At 40.5% G+C, this 23,279-nt stretch carries 19 protein-coding genes; 2 read left to right on the top strand and 17 right to left on the bottom strand.

Going from position 1 to position 23,279, the window contains the following annotated elements; all coding sequences use genetic code 11:
* Positions 1 to 48 precede the first annotated feature (48 nt).
* From F606_RS0100985 to F606_RS22555, 14 genes are all read right to left on the bottom strand, one after another.
* The gene (locus tag F606_RS0100985; RefSeq protein WP_019551989.1) at positions 49 to 348 is read right to left on the bottom strand and encodes a PTS sugar transporter subunit IIB; all 300 of its coding nucleotides are present in this window, start codon (positions 346 to 348) and stop codon (positions 49 to 51) included.
* On the bottom strand, positions 345 to 1,673 hold the full coding sequence (locus F606_RS0100980) for a PTS sugar transporter subunit IIC (protein WP_019551988.1): 1,329 nt from the start codon (positions 1,671 to 1,673) through the stop codon (positions 345 to 347). The genes F606_RS0100985 and F606_RS0100980 overlap by 4 nt, the downstream gene beginning before the upstream one ends.
* 134 nt (positions 1,674 to 1,807) lie before the next feature.
* Positions 1,808 to 4,246 carry a glycoside hydrolase family 3 protein gene (locus F606_RS0100975; RefSeq protein ID WP_019551987.1) on the bottom strand — a complete coding sequence of 813 codons (2,439 nt, stop codon included), beginning with the start codon at positions 4,244 to 4,246 and terminating at the stop codon, positions 1,808 to 1,810.
* A 38-nt stretch (positions 4,247 to 4,284) separates the two neighbouring features.
* Positions 4,285 to 5,694, bottom strand: coding sequence for a glycoside hydrolase family 1 protein (locus F606_RS0100970; RefSeq protein WP_019551986.1), 1,410 nt, complete (start codon positions 5,692 to 5,694; stop codon positions 4,285 to 4,287).
* A 26-nt stretch (positions 5,695 to 5,720) separates the two neighbouring features.
* Positions 5,721 to 7,076, bottom strand: a complete 1,356-nt coding sequence (locus F606_RS0100965; RefSeq protein ID WP_019551985.1) for a prolyl oligopeptidase family serine peptidase — start codon at positions 7,074 to 7,076, stop codon at positions 5,721 to 5,723.
* Between the two features lie 138 nt (positions 7,077 to 7,214).
* Entirely contained in the window at positions 7,215 to 8,741 is a 1,527-nt protein-coding gene (locus F606_RS0100960; RefSeq protein WP_019551984.1) for a DUF1593 domain-containing protein, read from the bottom strand.
* 42 nt (positions 8,742 to 8,783) lie between these two features.
* On the bottom strand, positions 8,784 to 10,202 hold the full coding sequence (locus tag F606_RS0100955; RefSeq protein WP_245542066.1) for a TonB-dependent receptor: 1,419 nt from the start codon (positions 10,200 to 10,202) through the stop codon (positions 8,784 to 8,786).
* Between the two features lie 49 nt (positions 10,203 to 10,251).
* Complete coding sequence (locus F606_RS0100950) at positions 10,252 to 12,162, bottom strand: beta-glucoside-specific PTS transporter subunit IIABC (RefSeq protein WP_026329168.1); 1,911 nt, start codon at positions 12,160 to 12,162, stop codon at positions 10,252 to 10,254.
* 140 nt (positions 12,163 to 12,302) lie between these two features.
* Positions 12,303 to 13,139, bottom strand: coding sequence for a BglG family transcription antiterminator LicT (licT, locus tag F606_RS0100945; RefSeq protein WP_019551981.1), 837 nt, complete (start codon positions 13,137 to 13,139; stop codon positions 12,303 to 12,305).
* An 807-nt stretch (positions 13,140 to 13,946) separates the two neighbouring features.
* Positions 13,947 to 15,857 carry a beta-glucoside-specific PTS transporter subunit IIABC gene (locus F606_RS0100940; RefSeq protein WP_019551980.1) on the bottom strand — a complete coding sequence of 637 codons (1,911 nt, stop codon included), beginning with the start codon at positions 15,855 to 15,857 and terminating at the stop codon, positions 13,947 to 13,949.
* A 517-nt stretch (positions 15,858 to 16,374) separates the two neighbouring features.
* Positions 16,375 to 16,587: a DUF2922 domain-containing protein gene (locus F606_RS0100935; protein WP_019551979.1), complete on the bottom strand. Its 213-nt coding sequence runs from the start codon at positions 16,585 to 16,587 to the stop codon at positions 16,375 to 16,377.
* Positions 16,588 to 16,620: 33 nt separating this feature from the next.
* On the bottom strand, positions 16,621 to 16,845 hold the full coding sequence (locus F606_RS0100930; protein ID WP_019551978.1) for a DUF1659 domain-containing protein: 225 nt from the start codon (positions 16,843 to 16,845) through the stop codon (positions 16,621 to 16,623).
* A 138-nt stretch (positions 16,846 to 16,983) separates the two neighbouring features.
* Positions 16,984 to 18,351, bottom strand: coding sequence for a mannose-1-phosphate guanylyltransferase/mannose-6-phosphate isomerase (locus F606_RS0100925; protein ID WP_019551977.1), 1,368 nt, complete (start codon positions 18,349 to 18,351; stop codon positions 16,984 to 16,986).
* A gap of 36 nt (positions 18,352 to 18,387) precedes the next feature.
* Positions 18,388 to 18,531, bottom strand: a complete 144-nt coding sequence (locus F606_RS22555; protein ID WP_019551976.1) for a YvrJ family protein — start codon at positions 18,529 to 18,531, stop codon at positions 18,388 to 18,390.
* A 255-nt stretch (positions 18,532 to 18,786) separates the two neighbouring features.
* On the opposite strand from F606_RS22555, the gene F606_RS20310 reads away from it, so the two are divergent.
* A complete protein-coding gene (locus tag F606_RS20310; protein WP_019551975.1) occupies positions 18,787 to 19,122 on the top strand; it encodes a hypothetical protein in 336 nt (111 codons plus the stop codon).
* A gap of 226 nt (positions 19,123 to 19,348) precedes the next feature.
* Here the strand turns inward: F606_RS20310 and F606_RS0100910 are convergent, their stop codons facing one another.
* Genes F606_RS0100910 through F606_RS0100900 form a run of 3 tightly spaced genes read right to left on the bottom strand, consistent with a single transcriptional unit; the run spans position 19,349 to position 22,432 of the window.
* A complete protein-coding gene (locus F606_RS0100910) occupies positions 19,349 to 20,653 on the bottom strand; it encodes an L-cysteine desulfidase family protein (RefSeq protein ID WP_019551974.1) in 1,305 nt (434 codons plus the stop codon).
* A 30-nt stretch (positions 20,654 to 20,683) separates the two neighbouring features.
* The gene (locus F606_RS0100905) at positions 20,684 to 22,018 is read right to left on the bottom strand and encodes an SLC5/6 family protein (protein ID WP_019551973.1); all 1,335 of its coding nucleotides are present in this window, start codon (positions 22,016 to 22,018) and stop codon (positions 20,684 to 20,686) included.
* Positions 22,019 to 22,042: 24 nt separating this feature from the next.
* Positions 22,043 to 22,432 carry a Rid family detoxifying hydrolase gene (locus F606_RS0100900; RefSeq protein ID WP_019551972.1) on the bottom strand — a complete coding sequence of 130 codons (390 nt, stop codon included), beginning with the start codon at positions 22,430 to 22,432 and terminating at the stop codon, positions 22,043 to 22,045.
* Positions 22,433 to 22,812: 380 nt separating this feature from the next.
* Between F606_RS0100900 and F606_RS0100895 the strand changes: the two genes are divergently transcribed.
* Complete coding sequence (locus tag F606_RS0100895) at positions 22,813 to 23,193, top strand: helix-turn-helix domain-containing protein (RefSeq protein ID WP_019551971.1); 381 nt, start codon at positions 22,813 to 22,815, stop codon at positions 23,191 to 23,193.
* Positions 23,194 to 23,279 lie beyond the last annotated feature (86 nt).

Genomic DNA, 23,279 nt, shown 5'->3' with positions numbered 1-23,279 from the left:
TCACACTCTCTTTGTATAAAATTGATTACTCATTATCTTCTAAACCAATTAACCGATTTTACTCTTAGCAAATTCAACAACACCCTTGCCATCCATCCGTCCATACATCCGCATATCAATTGCCTCAACCATAACACCGGGACATTGAGCTTGGATTTTATTTAAAGCAAAACGAACCTGGGGTCCAAGCAAAATAAGATCCGCATCACTTGCTCGTTTAATAGCCTCTGAAGTTGGATATGCTGAAATTTGACATTCATAGTTCATCTCCGCCGCTGCTTTTTCCATTGTTTTAACGAGCATACTGGTTGACATTCCTGCTGCACATAATAAGACGATCTTTTTCACAATAACTTCTCCCCTTCTTTTCCTTCTACTGCATCCAATTCTTCTTTAACATAAACAGTATCTTGTATTTTCATAAACGGGAAATAAACGATTGTCGCCATCAAAACGATCGCAATTTGAACGACTGCTCCCTGCCAGCCCGCCAATAAAAAGCCAGCAATAATCGTCGGGGTTGTCCAAGGGACTTGTACCGCTGAAAATGGTGACATAAAACCAACTGCAATCGCTACATAGGTCATAATCATAGCAATAACCGGCACCCCGATAAATGGAACGATAAAATATGGATTAAATACAATAGGTAAGCCAAAAATAATTGGTTCATTGATATTAAACAGTCCTGGAACAAATGCCAGCTTAGAAATAGATTTCATCTGCGCTGACCGTGCCGCAATAAATGCGGAAATCAAAAGTCCTAAAGTAATTCCACAGCCCCCGCTTTTAATAAATACATCATTTACTTGAATTGTTATAATTTTAGCTTGTGGATTACCAATTAGAGCCATTCCCGCATCTAATAAATGCTGGTTATCAATTGCATTTGCCGTAAGGATTGGTCCTACTACACCACCCACTATATTAGGACCATGAATTCCTGCCCAAAATAAAACACTCTGTATGCCTGCTATAATAATACCTGCCACTAAATTATCCGTTAAATTTTGTAAAGGTGTCTGCAATACCTGAAAGACAAGTTCAGGAAAAGTAAGCCCGCCCAGAGCCTGACAAAGAAAAAACACCCCAGCCGAACCAGCAAAGACAATCATCCCTGGTACTAGAGCCGCAAATGCTTTCGCTACACCATCCGGTACACCAGCCGGCATCTTAATTCCAATATGATTTTTTTCGCAATAGCAAAAAAGCCAAGCTACCAATAAACTTACAATGATCGCCGTGATAACACCATTCCCGCCAACCCAGCCTTTTGGAATAACATCGTTTACAACCTCACCAGTTTTTGTCAGCACAGAACCTTTGGTAACGATCAAAAACGAAGCCAGAGCCAAAAGCGAAGCTGTAATTGCATCACAGCCTTCCGCCTGACAATATTTATAACAAATTCCCAGCACACACAAAATTGCTAAAATCCCAAAGGTAGATCCCGCCACTTGGTTTAATGGTGCCGCCCAGCCCGCGCCAAATTGCGCTGTCATAAAATCACTGTACCCAGCGATTGGCAAGTTGGCAATCAATAAAAACACGGACCCTGCTAATGTCAGTGGAAGTGTGAGAATAAACCCGTCTTTCAAGGCTGCCACTGCTTTTATGTCGGCAAAACGCACCATATAATCTAAAAACGTATCAAACAATTCCTGTTTACTCATATTTGACTGTCTCCTTTTTTCCCGCCGAAGCGGGTTTTATAAAACACTCGTCATAAATGATTTCTATTCGAAGAAATCACTTCTTCATATCAGTAAAAAACTAACTTGCTTATAAACATGCCATAAAGGAATTTCTATTTTGCCTTGAGCACTGGCACATTGTATTTTACACTTCTTGCATCCTTGATGATACCCTGCCAATTCATGCCGTACGCAAAATCATAGCTATGACCCTCGCTATCTTTATAGCAAGCCATATCCCGCGGCACATCCTCCAGTTGTGTTTCTACGGTAATCATATCCTTCGGTTGCTGCATCGGCAAAAGGCCCTGTGGTTGAGCTTTCCCAGTCAGAATATCAAAATATGCCTGATCACTGACGCTGAATCCAACAAGAATAACATCCGAGAGTGGTTCAATCTCACTGAAGACCATTGGTTTCGTTGCTTTGACCATCGTGATGACTGGTATCTTTTTACCAGACTTTGCAGCACAATCGCGCCCATAAACTACACCATCAAGATCATGTGAATTGATGGTCCGTGCCGTTTTTCCATAATAGGACCGGTTTTCGCCTTTATCTCCTGCAATAGAAGTCTTGCGTGTAGCAGCAGAGTTTGCCGTATATTTACCATATTGTAAAGAGATTGGAATATATCCATCATCATCAGCATAGCCAATGCCATCAAAATTGTTGCCCTCCGGAGTTGGAGTATCAACAACCGCTAGTACAGCATCACATTTTGCGACTTCAACAGGATTAAGACGTACAATATCCTGTACATCAGCCATTGGTTTTCCATCTTTATCTTTTGCACGAAGTGAAGGAATACTGTCTGTCACAACATTGAAATACTGCTGCGCAACTTCAAAATTCACTGGCAGACTCCAGTTCGCTGCAGTATAAGTGCCAAAACGTTTATTGATAATTACTGGTCGATAAACCATTGGGATATACACCGTTGGTTTCTGTATTTTTTGACCAGCTGCCGCATGAATCACACCGCCTTTATTTTTGAGCATAACGATGGATTTGAGCTGCGCATCATACCCAGCAGCTAAATCGGCTCCATTGCCAACTGTCGCTACACTCTGCTGTACATCAAGATACGGATTTTCAAACAGACCCAGTTGGAAAATATTGCGGAGTAAACGAGTTGCCGATGTACGGAAACGTTCCTGCATAAATCTTTCCCCATGTTCTTTTACACCCAGCGCATAGGCATCGAGTACTGGCTGCTTTGCATTATTACCACCAAACTGATCAACACCAGCCATAAGTGCTTTATAGTGACGTTCAGCTTCTGTATAACCACTTTCCACGCCCCAGGCTGTAGAAAGACCAGCTAACCCTTCACCCGGTGAATGCGTGACACACCAATCCGTGCAGATAACTCCATCATATTTGTACGTATTGCGCAAAAGATCCAATTTATACTTACTATATGCGCTGCCGACTTTTTCTCCCAGCGAACCATCGTCGGACCAGGCAATCGAATACGATGACATCACAGCACTTGGCACTTTAGTCTTGCCAGCAAGTTTCAGACCACCTTCAACAAATGGTATCAGCTGTGTCTGAAAATTATTTCCTGGATAAACGGCATATTTTCCATATTTCGAATGTGCTTCGCGGCCTCCTTCACCAACCCCATCACCTGGCCAATGCTTCATCATAGCATTGATACTATTTCCCCCCCAGCCAAGATCCTTTCCGGCTGCATCTACGGTGGACTGTGCACCATCAATCGAGGCACGGGCCATATCCCGCGAAAGTGCCGGATCTTCACCGAACGTACCATAAAAACGCGGCCACCGTGGGTCAGTTGCCAGATCAATTTGCGGAGAAAGGCCGGTACCTATGCCCATAGCACGATATTCTTTCGCATAGACCTGCCCGAAATGTTTGGCAATCGACGGATCAAAGGTTGCCGCAAGTCCCAAATTACTCGGCCAGCGAGACACACCACCTGTTGTTCCCTTTAGATATACACCATCACCGCGCGCATCGTTACGTGGGTCGGAGCTTGTGTTGACCGGAATCGCAAACGGCTGTGCTTCCACATAATTCTGCATTGCATTGTTCCATTTTGCCGTAGTTTCAACGCTTGCCCCTGTATCAGCATTCAGTACAGTGCGCACATTATCCTGGCTCAACATTTGTTTCTGCGCATCATTGAGTTCCGGCTGCAGATTACGCTGATGCATACTATAGAGCATAAGACCCGCAATCTGATCAATACTGATTTGTTGGGCAAGATCTTCGGCACGCTGTTGCGCTGTAAGACGCCAATCCTCGAATTTATCGAGCTTGCCATTGCGATTCATATCCTTAAAGCCTTTTCCATCCATGGTCAGAAGTTTTACTCCGGAATCTTTCGAATAGCCAAGTTCCGGTCCATTCGTATTCTCAACAAGTTCATAGCCGTCTATAGTGGCTTTCTCAACCGGCGCCTTGGCGGCCTCTGTACCTGTCCCGCCACCAAAAGCCAGAGCTATCATAATTGCCAATGCTGCTGTTTTTTTCATGAAATTCACCCCTATTTCAGAATTATCCATCTTTTCTTGTGCCATCAGGAGTATAGCATCAACGCCATACTCCTGCATGTTATTTATTTTTTTAACCCATCGCCATTCGATGCAATGATTTCTTTGTACCAGCCAAAAGATTTTTTCTTGTAACGTGCCAGCGTACCTGTCCCATCATCCTCACGATCTACATAAATAAATCCATAACGTTTCTTAAGTTCCGCTGTCGATGCACTGACGAGATCGATGCAGCCCCAAGTTGTATAACCCATGACTGACACGCCATCTTCAATCGCTTCACCAACCTGCACAAGATGATCATTAAGATAGCTGATACGGTAATCATCCTTAACCGTTTTACCGCCTTGACCGTCATCCACCAGTTCATCAACAGCCCCTAGGCCATTTTCAACGATAAACAAAGGTTTCTGCCAACGATCCCAAAACATATTGAGAACATAACGAATCCCCTGTGGATCAATTTGCCAGCCCCAATCCGATGCCGGAAGATATGGATTTGCTATTCCTCCCATGAGATTTCCTTCACCTTTTATTTTCTTTGTCGCATCAGCCGTTTCACAAACACTCATATAATAACTGAAAGAAACAAAGTCTACCGTGTTTTGAAGAATTTGTTCATCTTCTTTTTCCATTTTCAATTCAATATGATTTTCCTTGAAATAACGCTTCATATACCCCGGATAGGCTCCGCGAACGTGTACATCACCAAAGAAATAGTTCAGATGATCTGCTTTCATTACCGCAATGACATCATCGGGATTTGGTGTCAACGGATACGTTGGCATACTAAGAACCATACAACCAATTTTCGCATTCGGCATCATTTCATGCCCAATTTTCGTTGCCAAAGCGGATGCAACCAGTTCATGATGAATCGCCTGATAAAGATCTTGTTTTGATAATTGATCTTTGGGCGTATCAATCCCGCCACTCATGAATGGTTCATGTAAAACAGAATTGATTTCATTAAACGTAAGCCAGTATTTTACTTTATCTTTATAACGAGCAAAAACCGTCCGTACATATCGTTCATAAAAGGCAATAAGTTCTCGATTCACCCAGCCATCATATTTTTTCGCCAAATTAAGTGGTGTTTCATAATGTGATAAGGTAACCAAAGGTTCAATACCATATTTATGGCACTCATCAAACAGCCTATCGTAAAATTCTAAACCTTTTTCATTGGGCTCCAGGTCATCACCTTGGGGGAAAATGCGGCTCCAGGCAATCGATGTACGAAATGTTTTGAAACCCATTTGGGCTAAAAGTTTAATGTCTTCCGGATACCGATGATAAAAATCGATACCAATCAATTTCATATTATCCTCTGTTGGCATATCCGTATGCGGCGTTTTTATCCCGTGCGGCATAACGTCTTGAATGCTTAGACCCTTACCATCTTCATTATAAGCACCTTCACATTGATTGGCAGCTACTGCGCCGCCCCATAAAAATTCTTTAGGAAATGTCATTGTATCGAAACCCCTTTATAAAATCATTATTTTTTCTGTTTTGCAAGCCAATCCATAAGTTTTACAGTCTTTCCATTGATGGTATCATCGCATTGATCATTGTACACATAAATCCAGGACCAATGACCAGGATATTCAAATGCTGAACCATCTGCCTTTTTATACAAGCCAGTCCGGTCAACAACATTATCAAAAAAACTGAAATGAACATTTGTCGCACCAGCTGCCTGCAAACGCTGGAACGTCGGTATAACATAGTCTGTTGGTGGAAGCGTCGTATCTGTCTTCGCTGCCGTAAACCAAATCGGGGTCTTCTTAAACGCCTGAATATCCGCATCACTGATCAGTTTGTCCGCCAAGCCCTCGCAGGTTGGGAAAGCCGCAGCAAAATACTCCGGATAATCACGAATCATGAGCATCGTCATATAACCACCATTGGAATCCCCACCGATGTAAATACGACTCTTATCAACGTTTGGATGTTCAGCGGCATAAGCCTCAATGAGCTTCATAAGGCTTTCTTCATAGATGGACGTCCCATCCCCAAAATCCTTATAACCATGCATCCAGTAGGTACGTGCCTGCGGTACAAGCACATAAGCCCCGCCAAAATGCGACTGCAGAGAATCGTCAGCAAACATATCTGCCTTATTAGCTGAAATTGGAATTGACGGACTATCGGTTCCCCCTTCGCCCATACCATGAAGCCAGATAATCAACGGATGTTTTTCATTGTCTTTCGGCTCGTAGCTTGCATAACCATAAGACAAGCGGCCAAACATCTTATGTGCGTAGCTGAATTTATCAACGATTGGACGCACATTACCTTTATTATGATCAATTACCAGACCTTTGACTGAATCGACTGCCTTCATCTGTGTAATTGTATATTCCGGTTTTACCCAGTTATTGAAAAAACTATTCACGTCGAAATTAAGGGCTGAGCCGATAGCAATATTCGGACCGACCTTCAGCTCGATAGTCACATAGCGTCCCTTGTCAGCAGCTTTGCCATCAGCATCGGATACATAAGCTTTCGTGACATCACGATAGCCTTCAAGATCATTATCTTTCTGCGCTTCTGAACCTAAAGAAATCTTGTTTTTCGCCTGCATAGCCTGCTTCGGCGTCGTTGCACCTTCTGCCAGCACACGTTTCGCATAGACTTTAAATGTCCCATTATCCACCGCATTTGCGGTTACATTCTCTCCTAGGTCAACGATAACCTTGGAAACTGCTGCCCCCCAGTCATAGACCTCTGTGACCGTACGATACGATGGTGCTGCTTTGGCAGTCGCTTCAACGGATACACTTGAGCCGAACAGCATTCCAGCCATAAGCACGCTAGCTATACCCGCACAAAGAATTTTTCTACAATTCATGTTACATCTCTCCTTTGAAAACGCCAAAGCGGACAGCTTCCCTGTCCTGCTCCAGCGTTTCTTTATTTTATAAAACAACTACAATCAGGCACTCTTCTTTTATGGCCATTTCATGATTTTTTCATCTTCACCAGTCACTTACTCTACCGTCAGGATCACCCTGGCGTAACGAGTAAGTGGGGGCTGACCGCTATCGATTACTTCTAGAATAACATGAATGGTCTCGCCTTTTATGGCGTTAGCAGGCACTGTAATACTTGCCTCCTGACCTTTCCCATGAATTGCAACAGAAGCACGATAGGAACCAGCTTCCTCGTATGGATACCACTTATAGTTCAGCTTGTCTCCATCGGGATCACTAGCCGAGGCATGCAGTGTAACTTTTCCACCCGGCTTCACCTTAATGTCCAGACCTTCCTGAATCTTAATCGCCTGTGGCGCATGGTTAGCATGCTGATAATCATTCATCGTCCACTTCACACGTGCAGCAAAGTCATTCTGAATGGCATCAATCCATCGTGTCTGCGAATAATATTTATCTAACTTTTTCGTATACGGATTGTAGTCAAAGGAACCTTCGTTATCCTCCCAAAGATTCTTAGTAGAAACCGACGGTGAAAGCCTGCCACTCCAGCCGCCATAGGTCGGACTTTCCGTAGAACGCAGACCATTATTGATAAGATATAAGAAGGACGGAGAATCCCCTTCGGATATCAGGTCATATTTTCCGTAACCATTTTTCATGGCTTCTTCCATCGAGCCGAACTTGTCCTCTGGGTCACCTGCAAGCTTATGCCCATCGCCATAGGTCATATAGCCGCCAGCAAGTGGTCCTTTCATGATATTTTTCTTCATCCATTCGCCGCGGAAGTATTTTTGCTGTGTTTTTGGTACCGTTGCAGGCCATATATATGCCAGACTGCCAAACTGCCAGCTATTGTAATAAACCTTGATACCCGGCCATTTAATAGCAATATAGGTTTTATACGTATCATCCTGGTCCATGATATTATACAGTATAGCTTTTTTACTGATCTTCTGATATATACTGTCCCATTTTTCTGTTCCCTTATATTCCTCTTCAATAGACTTCAAAGATCGGGCAAAAGTATTGGCACCACCCCAGGTTTCAAAGTAAATTGGCGTTTCATCCTCAGAAAGAAGCTCTGTTTTAATGAACTCTGAACCTTCGGTGTCATAATCCATTTCGCCCTCAAAATCAATATTCCCCACACGCACCAGGCTTTGCAGTTTATCCGGAGACGGATAATTTTTATCATGCTGTAAAAGAGTCGGGTAAACTGTGCGATATTTATCAATATATTCCTTAATCCAATCCGTTCCACACCAACGAAGATTTGTGTGCCAGCCTGGATGATATAATTTGACAATATCCATATGGGTAGTAAACGGAGTTCCCCTGCCATCTCCCTTGTAATGCCACATGGAACTCGTATAAATGATGCCCCTTACATCCAAATCATTTGCATAGAGCATAAATCTTAAAAACGAATCCATATCATCAACTTCGCCATCCGTCATAACGATTGTTCTTGGCTTTACATCATTTGGCGCTGCACTTGCAATGCTGACAAATGAGCTAATCGCCATCGTTCCTAAAGCCATCATGCCCAATACAGCTTTAGCAAGTTTTTTCAATTTCATGCAAAGCATCCCCTTAGTATATTTTTGTATTTCACTGCTTCATCAAAAGAAGAATTGTGCTTGGAAACGGAACATGTCATCCCTCTTACCAGTGTCAATTTCGTCTGCCCATGTATAGAACGTATCTAGGAGGATGTTCTTCGCTGGCACATAGCTTACGCCAAGGCGGAAGAAGTGTTCATTGAGCCCACACCAATCTGTGACCGTTGGCCAAGTAAGAGCCGGTTCATAGCGATAATCAGCAGTAATACCATAAGAACCAGGAGACTGAAGATCACTTCCCTTATACTGGAGCTGTATCCAGCGACCCGGCTGCTTCGTCTTTGTGGCTGCCTTTGCGGCTGCAGCTGGCGTCGTATTATCTCGTTTTGCATCACTGTTAATGATGCCCGCGCGAAGATCCCAGTTCGTATCAAATTTGTGATGCGCATGGGTATAGTAATAGAATACACGTCCCTGACTAGGATCTTGATAGCGACTGGCCATAGCCGAACTCGAGGAAACGCCAAAATTGATGTCATTTTTCTTATCAAATGGATAGAAGAAGCGCAGACTGGTAACCTGTTCATACTCACGAGTACCACCCATGCCATTATCCCAAAGATCCATCTTGCCCGTGGTTAAATAGGTTTTGAAATCTTTTTTGCCATAATCAAGCTGCACACCAGAGAAATCGCAGTCAATATCCATACCCCATCCATAAATGTTCCATTCATTCCACTTACCGATTTTAAGACCGAGAGCGTTATCCGCCATGCGGCCAGTCACATAGGTATCCATGGTGGTACCCGTCTGATTTTCATTTGGTGACAGAGATTTCGTTTCATCAAAACCACTAAGGGAATTACGATAACCAAGATCGGCATGAGCCTGCCAATTCTCATCGATCTTATACGTCGTATTGACTTGCACATGAAGCATATTGGCGCGGGTGGTCCTTCCTGTTGTATCCTTCAAATAGTGATCATTACGCAGGCGAGCATAACCATTAATAGAAATCTTATCCGCCAAAGATGCCGCTTTCTTCAGCCCAGCTTTTTCTTCTTCCGTAAAAGTCGTACCGTTTACCTCATTTTCAGCCTTTTCCAAATCCGCATTGTCGAGTTTCGACAATAGGTGTATTTTTTTGATGTCATAGTAATATTCTTTATTCAATTTCTGAATCGTATCCTGATCAGCCGGTGCGAATGCTTTGAGGTTTTGCATGGCATCATCGACAACCAAGGCCATTTCCATGCGGCTCATAATACGGCCTTGTGGTATTGATTCGGTATAGTCATTCACATGTCCTGTGGCAATAAGTCCGTTAACGGCTTCATAAGACCAGTCACTCAGTGGTACCTCTTGAAAAAATCCCGGTGCTGCCTGAGCTTGTACACCGCCACAAAAAATTACAGTGGAAAGTCCTAATACTGCTAATGTTTTTTTCATTATTTTTTCCTCCAACATTATATTATTCAATTATTTCTATTCCCAAAACATAAAGTGTCCTATAGGTTAAATATAGTTATTATGCAATAACCGTAATAAGATTTTCCTTGTAATCTATGTTTCCCTTTTCTGTCACAATAATATCCAAATACTGTTGGAAGTTTGTAATCACTACAGGTGTCATCACAGAATAACCTGCTGCCTTTATCTTTTCCAAATCAAATTCAACAAGGACTTGTCCGCATTTTACCGTATCACCTTGTTTGACCTTTGCCTGGAAATACTGCCCATTTAATTTCACAGTATCAATCCCAATATGAATGAGAATTTCTGTACCTTTATCTGTAATCAATCCCAACGCATGACCGGTGGGGAAAACTGTCGTTATGGTTCCATCTGCTGGGGCAGTGACTCTGCCTTCGGAAGGAATTATAGCGATTCCTTTGCCTAATACCCCTGAAGCAAACGCTTCATCCGGCACTTCATCCAAAGATTTCACTTCACCGATCAACGGACTGGTCAATATTTCTTTTTCCAGAATTTTATTACCATCGTTATCAGCAGCCGAAATTTTTTCAGCCACCTTCTCATCATGGTAGAATGGAAGCGCTAATCCAAAGCCAATAAGAAACGCTGCCAAAGAAGCAATGATACCAAATTTCATGCCACTGATATCATTCGATACGGGATCAACAAAACATGGATAGCCAAAAATACCTAAACCGCCAAACATATACAGTTTTACACCAAAAAAAGCAATCAAGCCGCCACCAATTGAAGCGCCAATACAGCTGATGATAAACATTTTTTTGCGTGGCAGAGTAATCCCATAAATTGCTGGTTCCGTAACACCAAAAATTCCCGAAATAAAAGCTGGCACACAGAGTGATTTAAGTTTCTTATTTTTGGTCTTCAATAAGATAGCCAAAACGACGCCGATTTGGGCAAACGATGCGCCAAAATACGTAACGACAACCGGATCGAATCCTTGAACAGAAACATTATTCAGCATAATTGGGATAAGCCCCCAATGCATGCCAAACATGACAAAAACCTGCCAAAATGCTCCAATAAATAAGCCTGCTAAAACAGGGCTCAACTGGAAAATACCATTTGCCGCTGAACCGACCAACTGACCTGCCCATGTCGATACAGGACCAATTATAATAAACGTCAATGGAATGACAATTAAAATCGTAAAGAATGGCACCATGAAGCCCTTAATCACTGTTGGAATCGTTTTCAACAAGAAACGTTCTACTTTAGCACCAAAATATACGGCAACGATAATAGGAATAACGCTGGATGCGTAATTCATCAAGATAACCGGAATTCCTAAAAACTCCAGTTTTACCGAAGAAGCAAATATCGTCCCAGTAAATAAATTATAAAGTGCTTCCCCTTTGATGATTGCACTAAGCGATGGATACACCAGCGCTGCCCCAATTGTCATACCAGAAAATTCACTCATTTTGAATTTTCTGGCTGCTGTTAGACCCAAAAAGATTGGTAAAAAATAAAAGAATCCATCACCGATTGTTTGCAATATCTGATAAGTTCCGCCCTTGGCTCCAATAAAACCAAAAGCCACGAACATCGCAGTGAAGCCTTTGATCATCCCGCTGGCTGCCAGCATCCCCAAAACAGGCGTGAAAATGCCGGACACAATATCAATGAAGCGATCAATCACATTCATTTTTTGTTCCGGCTCAGCATTTTCAGCCTCACTGCTTGCACCAGCAATTCCTTGTGATCTTACGATTTCATCATAAACATCACCCACTTCATTGCCGATAACAACCTGATACTGACCTCCGCTTTGCACGACCGTAACAACGCCTTCCGTATTTTTCAATACTTCCGTCGCTGCTTTTTTTTCATCACGCAGTTTGAAACGAAGTCTCGTATAGCAGTGTGCTAACGATATAACATTGTCTTTCCCACCGACATTTTCCACGATGGATTTTGCTAATTCTACATACTTTTTCATAAATAAAGCCTCCAAAATTTTAATGAATTTCGAAGGTTTGGCCAACTTAATGTCACCATCCAAATAGAACTTTTTCCTATCCTCCTTTATTGTATATTAGAAAACAAGCTGTCACAAAGGCGCAACTTGGAAATCTTACCTTAATTTTTCCTGCTTACTTTAGCAATATGTATCATCAAATAGAATTTTTCATCCCGATTTAACTCATACTGATATTTCTGCTGAAGGAATTCTGCGATTTTCCCTACGCAACGATGTGCTAAAGCATATTTTTTCTGCACGATACCTTCCATTTCTTCATCTATATCACAAATTGTTTTTTCCTCCGTAAACATGCGCTTGGCAAAAAATTTTAAATGTGTAATAAAACGGTAATATTGCAAAGACTCTATATCATATTCCATCGAGCATGTATAACGAACAATATTTGTGATTTCCTGAATCAATTGGGTAATATCATCCGCTAAAGGCTGATCATTCTCCATCTGTGCATCAATAATATGTAAAGCAATAAATCCAGCTTCGTCGATTGGAAGCTCCAATGAAAATTTCTCATTGATCAAAACCCTTGCTTTTTCACTAACAGCATATTCTTCGGGATAAAATCGCTGAATCTCCCAAATCATCATATTTCGGATAAAATTGCCTTCGCGAAACCGCGAAACCGCCATATGAATATGATCTGTAAGCGAAATATAAATACTTTCATTCAATTTTTTCTTTAGCTCTGCTTCCGCTAATTCAATAATCGCCGTAGATACTTCCATATATTCCATAGAAATATCCGTTAATAAAGTTTTAAACTTTTCCCAAGTATCTTTTTGAGACAGCGTATAGATCTTATCAATCTTATCTTCCGGAATGTCATCACCACAACGTTTTTTATAAGCGATACCACTGCCCATAGCAACAACTTCCTTATGCTGTTCAGTTTCCGTAAGAACGACATTATTATTTAATATTTTTTTGATGAGCATCTTTTGCAGCTCCTTAAACTTTGATTATTTTTAGTCTCGATTTTGGGAAATAAAAAAAACGAAAAAGAACAAATTTCCATTGTTTTTTCGTTTTACTTCAAACTATTTTTCATTTTTTCCACACTCCTTCAAAAAATTTCTTTTCGAAGGTTTAGCCAACTTAATGTCACTACCCTACATTCATTTTACTATAATTATATTAATATATATTATGGACTTTGTCAAATATTTTGAAAATTTTATTAAGTATTTTTTGATCGATATATGATAATGTTTTACTATACCCGGAAGTTTGACATTTATGTGAATAAAAAATTTAAGTTTACTAAAAGAAGAAAAACATTACTCAAAAACCGAAAAAAAAGCGATTAGATCTCTTTATTTTCAAGGGTTCTAATCGTTTTTTCTTTCTCAAGTGTCAAACTCGGAATTATACATCGAATCGCTAATCTGCGTCCAACTTTATTCTATTACTGGCAATGATAGTCATTGTACCAGAAAAGCGAATCCTTAATTAGCGGCTATCACACTGCCCCATAAAAATGCTTCAGGAAATTTATTCATTAAAAATCACGTACCTTTGCCCTTTCAGTTTTCTTACCCACCTCCTATAAAAACAAAAAAACCAGATTTATGTTGGCTAAATCAATTTTTAATCAGCCAACATAAATCTAGGTTTTGCCCGTATTACCAGTCACAATCCTTCCTTGGTATTCAATTGTAAAAAACAAGCTCATCATAATAAGCTATCACTGCTGAAAAACAAAATACACGATCGCAGACTGCCAAGCAATCTGATCAGACTGCTTAATTAATAACCGTAATGAGGTTTTCCCCATAATGAATCGTATCCTTTTTCGATATAATAATATCCAAGTACTGCTGAAAATTCGTAATCAGTACAGGCGTAATCACAGCGTATCCAGCTGCTTGAATTTTTTTCAAATCAAACTCAACTAAAACCTGACCGCATTTTACCCGATCGCCTTGTTTGACCTTGGCTTGAAAATACTGCCCATTCAATTTTACAGTATCAATGCCAATATGAATCAGAATTTCCGTGCCTTTATCTGTTATCAAGCCCAAAGCATGACTAGTTGGGAAAAGTGTCGCTACCGTTCCATCTGCCGGCGCAATAACTCTACCTTCGGAAGGAAGAATCGCAACCCCTTTGCCTAATACCCCAGAAGAAAATGCTTCATCTGGCACTTCATCCAACGATTTCACTTCCCCAATCAAAGGACTAATCAATATTTCTTTTTCCAAAATTTTATTACCGTCTTTATCAGCAGCCGAAATTTTTTCAGCCACCTTCTCATCATGGTAGAATGGAAGCGCTAATCCAAAGCCAATAAGAAAAGCTGCCAAAGAAGCAATCATGCCAAATTTCATACCACTGATATCATGCGATACCGGATCAACAAAACATGGATACCCAAAAACGCCTAAACCACCAAACATATATAGTTTAATACCCCAAAAAGCAATCAAGCCACCACCGATCGAAGCACCAATACAGCTGATGATAAACATTTTTTTTCGTGGCAGTGTTACCCCATAAATTGCTGGTTCGGTAACACCAAAGATCCCTGAAATAAACGCTGGCACACAAAGTGATTTGAGTTTCTTATCTTTTGTCTTCAACAAAATAGCCAAAACAACACCAGTTTGGGCAAAAGATGCCGCAAAATACGTAACTACAACCGGATCAAACCCTTGAACCGAAATATTATTTATCATAATTGGTACAAGCCCCCAGTGCATACCAAAAATAACAAAGACCTGCCAAAATGCCCCAATAAATAAACCTGCTAAAACAGGGCTCAACTGGAAAATACCATTTGCTACGAAACCTACCAATTGTCCCGCCCAAGTTGATACAGGACCAATGATGATAAACGTCAATGGAATAACGATTAAAATCGTAAAAAATGGCACCATGAACCCTTTAACCATCGTCGGAATCGTTTTCAGCAAGAAACGTTCTACCTTGGCACCAAAATATACGGATGCAATAATGGGAATAACGCTTGATGCATAATTCATTAAAATCACTGGAATTCCTAAAAACTCCATTTGTACTGAAGAAGCAAACAGGGTCCCGGTAAATAAATGATAAAGTGGTTCCCCTTTGATAATTGCACTAATTGACGGATATACCAATGCCGCACCAAGTGCCATGCCAGAAAATTCATTCATTTTGAATTTTCTAGCTGCTGTTAAGCCCAAAAAGATCGGTAAAAAATAAAAGAAGCCATCACCGATTGTTTGCAAAATCTGATAGGTACCACCCGCCGCCTCAATAAAACCAAAAGCCACAAACAGGGCAGTGAATCCTTTAATCATCCCGCTGGCTGCCAGCATCCCCAAAACAGGCGTGAAAATGCCGGACACAATATCAATGAAGCGATCAATCACATTCATTTTTTGTTCCGGCTCAGCATTTTCAGTCCCACTGCTTGCACCGGCAATTCCTTGCGATTTTACGATTTCATCATAAACATCACCCACTTCATTGCCGATAACAACCTGATACTGGCCTCCACTTTGCACGACCGTAACAACGCCTTCTGTATTTTTCAATACATCGGTTGCTGCTTTTTTTTCATCACGCAATTTGAAACGAAGCCTCGTATAGCAGTGTGCTAACGATATAACATTGTCTTTTCCACCGACATTTTCCACGATGGACTTTGCTAGTTCTGTATACTTTTTCATAAATAATTCCTCCAAAATTTAAATGAATTTCGAAGGTTTGGCCAACTTAATGTCACCATCCAGTTAAAACTTTTTCATTACTCTTTATTTTGTATTAGAAAACAAGCCGACAAAAAGCACAGCTTGGAAATCTCACCTTAATTTTTTCTGCACGATACCTTCCATATTATTTAATATTTTTTTAAGGAGCATCCTTTGCATCTCCTTAAACTTTGATTATTTTTAGTCTCGCTTTTTGGAAATAAAAAAACGACAAAAACAAATTTCCATTGCTTTTCCGTTTCACCACAAACTATTTTGCATTTTTCAACACTCCTTCAAAAATTTTCTTTTCGAAGGTTTAACCAACTTAATGCCAATACCCTACATTCAATATATAATAATTATACTAATATATTCTATAGAATTTATCAACTGTTTTTAAAATTTTATTAATTCACAAACATCCCTCATTTCAGTAACAGCAATAATCAAACGAGGAGCAGAAAATCTACGATTTTCTGCTCCTCGTTTTGTGTTATGCTAAAGCCACTTCATCCGTGCTTTTGATACTTGTTTCTTTGATTTTCACTGGAGATCCATTGCTGCTTATAATCGCTTTTTTGTCGATAACAGCCTGCATCGCAGCTTCCACTTCGACTTTTGTCAGACCATCTTTCGGATCAGCCAGACTGTACGTCAAAGTTTTACCAGAATCTAACGTAAATACCATCTGCAATTTTTTCGTCATACCGTTTCACCTCCCCTTTTTTATTTATCTTGCTTAGGCTTGTCCGATTTGTGCTTCATCTTGACGATTCACAGAATCCACAGTATGCGACTGCAATGCACCTAAGGCTGTACCGATTGCCAATAAATCTACATCGGCGAGAGCTGGATTTACATTGTTGAATGTTCTTTGACTCAAAGTCACTTCCCCAGCTTTGTTTAGACCAGTCTGCACTTTCAAAATCAGCTTACTGGTTTGTCCTTTTTTTGCTGCTGCCATTTATCTCATCCCCTTTCACTCTACTACATGCCCCGAGGCAAGAATTTTACAAGCACTAAGAAAAATTTTTAAAATAAAAATGAGCTGTTAAAAGAAGTACACCTCCTCTTAACAGCTCATTTACATTATTTGTATATTTTATTGTGTCAGCAAAACGACATCATCGTCCTCCAGATATTCACCGTTTTCTACTTCAATCACAACAAGTGACATCTTCCCTGGATTTTGCAAACCATATTTTGTCGTCATCGGGATAAAGACACTTTCATTACTATGAAGCATCTGCACAACATCACCGATAGTGACCTCTGCTGTCCCCTGCGTAACGATCCAATGGACGCTGCGGTGATAATGCATCCTAGTAGCTAAACCTTCGCCAGAATTGATTACCAGCCGTTTCATCTTATAGCCGCGGCCACCGCCCAGACTCGTTGCACTCCCCCATGGGAAATACATTGTCGTATGCTCGGTTGCTTCCTTACGACCTCTGGCTTTCAAAATATCCACCAGATCTTTCACTTTCTGCGATTCACCTTTTTGTGCTACCAAAATCACATCGGATGTTTCTACAACCATGATATTATCCAGACCAATTCCGGCAATCAGGCGGCTTTGTCCCAGCATTAAGCTGTTGGAACAATCGATTGGCAAACAATCCCCCTGTAAAGCATTGCCAAAATCGTCCTTATCCAGCACATCATAAATTGCATCCCAAGATCCCACATCATTCCAATACAGATTGAGTGGAATCGTAACCCCCAGTTTTGACTTTTCCGCCACGGCATAATCAATCGAAATATTTGGCATATTCGAAAAGTTTGCTGCTGTTTCTCTATAATTAGCTTTCAGCTCTTTATGAATATCTGGTGCATATTGACGAATTTCATTTTGGTACACATCCACCCGAAAAGCGAATAATCCGGAATTCCAATAATAATTTCCTTTGGCCAGATATGCCTTCGCTGTTTCAAGATCTGGTTTTTCCTTAAAAGCACTCGTTTTATAAGCACCATGCAAATCTTCACCCGCTTCAATATAACCAAAACCCGTTTCTGGTTTCGTTGGTTTCACCCCAAATGTAACAAAATTCCCCTTACTCGCAAATTCAGCTGCCTTGGTCACGGCATTTTGAAACACAACGACCGGACGAATAATATGATCCGAAGTCGAAATAAACATCACTTCATCCTTGGCACAGCCCAGTTCATCCAGACAATATTGCGCAGCTAAGGCAATAGCCGGTGCAGTATTCCGAGGTTCCGTTTCCACCACAATATGAGCTTCACTTGCTCCACATAAAGCCAGTTCACTTTTTACATGATGAATATATTCCTGGTTCGTAACGATTACAATATCTTCTGGTTTAACCAAATTCTTGAAACGTTCAATTGTTTCCGCCAAAAGAGTCTTATCTTGATCAATGGCCAAAAACTGCTTTGGCATACATTTACGTGACAACGGAAAAAGGCGCGTGCCACCACCGCCTGCTAAAATAATTACCTTCATAAAATTTGGCTCCTTTATTATTTCTTCAGTCATTTTCTAAAGTTTCTTTTCAATCACACGTGTCAAATCACGGATACTGCTGTCTAGTATATCCAGCTTCTTTTCAATCCGCACCAGCAAAAAAGCACTGACTACCATAGGAAAACCATAGCTGGACATATACATCAAAAGTTGATCCATAATTTCCACCCCCTCTCCTAGGACTACATGCCACAAGAAGGAGTTTCTACAATTTAATTATATAGCGATACTGCACTGTATGCAACAAACTGTCACGTTGATGCCCTTTTATATCCGCCCTCTGCAGAAAACAGACACGATAATAATATAATGCCTAGAATAATGTTATTAAAAAGGGAATTAAAACCAGTATAAATTATCTATTTTTGATGCTATAATAGAACCACTAACAATTAAGCAAGGGAGATACCATCTATGACCAATGAAGAATTTCAGGGATTGGTTTTATCTGAATTAAAAGGTATAAAATTTGATATTTCGGGAATAAAATCCGAAATCACCGATATTAAATCTGATGTTTCTGGCATGAAATCTGAAATCACTGATATTAAATCACAGCTGCAAGAAGATACGGATATTATTAAAGCTCTGTTGCACAATCAGGAAATCACCAATGCGAAGCTTGAAAATTTAGAACTTAATACGGCGAACAAAGATAGTGTAACCAGCATGAATGCCAAAATTGATACCTTGAATACACGGCTTTTTTATCAAGAGTCTGAGCTTACCAGACTTCGTGCTATTAAATAATTTTTATAGCCTTCGGTATCTCTCCCCCAAAAAGATAGCCCATGTCTATTGTAGAATCAACAGACATGGGCTATCTTTGTTAATTAATAAAGTATGTGATATTGAAATCACATATAATTTTCATCCTGCATAATTCAATCTGCACGCAATAAATATATACGATACAAAAAAGCTGTACAATTCGCATAATAAATTGTACAGCTTTTTACATACTGGAGTATGCTCTTTACGCCTTCTCCATCATAATCTGCAATATTTGCGCATCGGTTTGTACCATACCATTACAAGCTAAACTTCCAATATTAGCAATCGAATCATCTACATTCTCCGCAACGATTCCTTCATCACCCGTTACACGAGTCCCTTCAATTGCCATAAGCACTGCTTTACAAGCTGCACCAACCGCGGTTGACACCTTCATAGAGCAGCTGTTTGCCGCGCCATCACAAATCATACCGCTTACATCACCAATCATATTGGATATAGCCATGCTGACAGCCTTAAAATTTTTTGTTAAAAGCCATGTCATTCCTGCCGCTGCCCCCATGGATGCCGTTGTAACTGCACAAAGTGCTGACAAATTTGGCAATTTACTATGAATATAGATTGCCATCATATGTGACAGAGCCAGGGCTCGTATCAATGTTTCCTGACTTTTTTTCTGTTTTTTTGCAATCACGCAAACAGGTACGGTTGCAGCAATGCCTTGATTACCTGAACCAGAATTGGTCATAGCAGGTAAAGATGCTCCCCCCATGCGTGCATCGGATGCCGCTGTCGTCATCATCACAACTTGCAGCATTAAGCTGTCTGCTAACAGACCCGTATGAATTTGTCTATGCAGCGTCGCACCAATATGAAGGCCATATTGCCCTTGCATGCCCGCTTCCGCTAATGCCATATTCAAGTTTTCCGCCTCGTGAAGGAAGGAAATCTTTTCCAAGGGAACCTGTGAAGCAAAATCAAATACATCTTTTGCTGTAATCCCTGCAAGCGAATAAGACATGGTATGCTTATCCATATCCTTCATTTTATAAATGATTTCCCCATTTTGCTCAATCCGAACTACCTGGGTATGTTTATCAGCAATGCAGACCTTAACCCAGTCCGCTCCATGAAAAACTTTGGCCTCTGAATATAAAACATGAGGCACATCGATAACCGCAATCGTAACTTTATGAGCCGCCACCATAGTTTTACCTGCCGCAGCCTGTTTTGGTGTCAAATTTTTCAAAACTTTCAGTTCTCCCTGCGGATCACCGCCAATAGCACCAACAGCAGCCGCTATAGCAAGACCTGCCATGTTTGTCCCTGGCACAATAACCCCCATACCATTTTTCATCATATTCGCTGAAACCATGGCTTCAATTTTCTCCACCGGTTTTCCAAGACGCTGTGCGGCAATCGCTGCCGCCAGTGCCAAAGATACCGGCTCGGTACACCCGATAGCCGGCGTAACCTCCTGCCGGATTGCCTTGATCATTTCTGCCCACAATAAATGAGCCTTTGATACAATCTTTTCTTCTAACATACCCATCCCTCACATTTCTTTTGATTATTTTCAAGATGTAAACGCTAAAAACGGAGATATACAAAGTAAAATACCAGTAGCAATAATGATTTTTAAAGCTGTTCCTTTATATGGATGCAGCAAAGGAACCTGATAAACTAAATACGCCGGAATCAAACAACCAACAAAGCCAAAAACCGGACTGCAAATAGACGTAAAGCTCAGCACCGGTGCATTTAGTACAATAGCTCCCCAAGACATAAGAATAGTAAAAGCTATTATCCCATAGCCTACCATTTTTTTATTAATTTTATTTTCCGGCATCATCCGGCAAAGCAGATTCATTGCCAGCCCCTGACAAGCCTCTCGAAATCCCAGATACACGCCAAAATAGGCCGTCATCACAGCAAAAATATTAAGAATCAAACTAAATATTTTTACCGATTGTTGTCCACCATTTTGTGCGGCCATCGCCAAGGCCGAAATATTCGCCTGATAAGCCGCAACGGCTTGCTCGTGCCCCATCGATAACGTAAAAGACACCGCATAAAAAAAGACAGTCACAAACAAAATCCCAAAAGCAATATTCATCGCGCGCATCGCCTTATAACGTGCAGCCTCAATCGATTTTTCATGAGACCGATACGAAATGACCATCGGACTTAAACTCTGAATAAATAAAATAGAAGTCAAGGTAAATGGGAGCATTACAATCGTATCGTGCAAAAACTTTCCTAGCGGCGGCATAGGACCCACGTTCGCCAAATCCCAATGCCCAACCATCAGAAACCCCAGAAAAGCAACCACCAATAACTTGGTTAGCACCATGCCCGTAGCAATTTTAAACAACACCTTCTCACCACGAGAAGCAATCGCAACTAATCCGCAAATCAAGGCCAGCCCATACAAGGGATTTTTCGACAATAACGTTTCCGTTACACCGAAAGACTGTAAAAAGGAGGCACTATCGTTATTAATAGCCGTAGAATAAACAAACACCCAGATAATCAACATAATAAAATATAAGGCACCTAAAAACATCCCCCAATTTTTTCCCAAATACCCTTTTATAACACTGGGATAATCTTTGCATTCAGGTGAAGCTGCCAATGTATTAATGAATAAACGTTGAAACAAATACATCGCCGGATACCCTATAATGGAGGACAACAAAAATACCCACAGTCCCATCAAGCCAACCTGTACTGGTAAAAATACAATACCCGCACCAATCGCCATCCCGATACTCATAATCACCCAGCCCCAATCCGTCCCATCGAATCGGGTTGCTGCAGACCATTCCTCATCCGTCATACCAGAACGTACTGCCAGACGATTGGATGAAAAATCATCCTTTATGTTCTCTTTCAAGACAAACAAACTCATCCTTTCTCCTCCTTTATCCTTCTATTAAGACTTGATCTCATTACTTATATCACAAGCAATAAATTCAATTTCAACACACGCTCCATACGGCAGACTCGACACCACCACACAAGAACGAGCTGGTAAGTGTACTTGAAAATAACGTCCATAAATTTTATTCAAAACTGGAAAATCATCCATATTCGTAAGAAAAACTGTCGTTTTAAGAACATCCGAAAAGTTCAACTTTTCTTCTTGTAAAAGTTGTTTAATATTTTCCATAACCTGTACTACCTGCTCTGATATTTTCCCCTCAACCAACGTTCCTGTTTTAGGATCAATTGGACTCTGCCCTGAACTAAATAGAAAAACCCCTGCCCTCCGCACGTTTGAATAAACCCTATTTGTCAGTGTCCCGTTCTGATTTTGCTTCATACTTTAGTTTCCCCTTTCTGATTTAGTTATTTATGTTTTGAATGAACGCGCAACAATTCGGCATCACCACCTTTAAGTAGCTGAATTTTTCGAATATTATTGTTATATTATTGATAATGAAAGATGAATCAACTTAATTTATGTTTGCCAGAATCATCACTCTGCATATTTCATTTTGCTTCAATTCGAAGCCATCTAAAGCGAAAAAGCATGAGCTAATTCTAGCCGCAAACTATTCCTGCCATTTTCATAGTATAAGTCATCTATAGCTTCATTATAATGCTTCAAATTGTAGCTGTCAATATTTTATGCAACTTTAAGAAGCATTACATTGAATGCTTCTATTTGTAACATATAATAATTATAGAGGAGTTGATTCTATGTCTCTTGGTGCAAAACTTGCTTTTTTGCGTGAACAAAAAACACTAACACAAAAAGAAATGGCGGCTTTAATAAAAATATCGCGATCACGCTTATCATTATATGAAATTAATCAACGTGAACCGGATTTAGCCACTCTAAAACAACTTGCCGACTTTTTTAATGTAACCCTTGATTACCTTGCTGAGCATCAAAGTAAACCAATATCACAAAACATTGAAACCGAATCCGTTATTCATCTTGATAAACTTTTCGACAAACCGTATATTCTTTGGCACGGTATTCCACTAAATTCTGAAGATAAAGCCAAAATGAAAGCAACCTTAAATGTTGTATTTTGGGATGAAAAACAAAAAGATGACCAGAAAAACCCACAATAATTTTTCTGGTCATCTTTTTGCGGTATAGACTATATGGCTAAATATTTCGGTAAAATGATCATTGTGTATATTACCTATATATTGAC

It is taken from the genome of Propionispira raffinosivorans DSM 20765 (assembly GCF_000381065.1).
GTDB lineage: Bacteria > Bacillota > Negativicutes > Selenomonadales > Selenomonadaceae > Propionispira > Propionispira raffinosivorans.
Note: the sequence above shows the minus strand (reverse complement) of the source record. Positions and strands in the feature narration are given on the sequence as shown.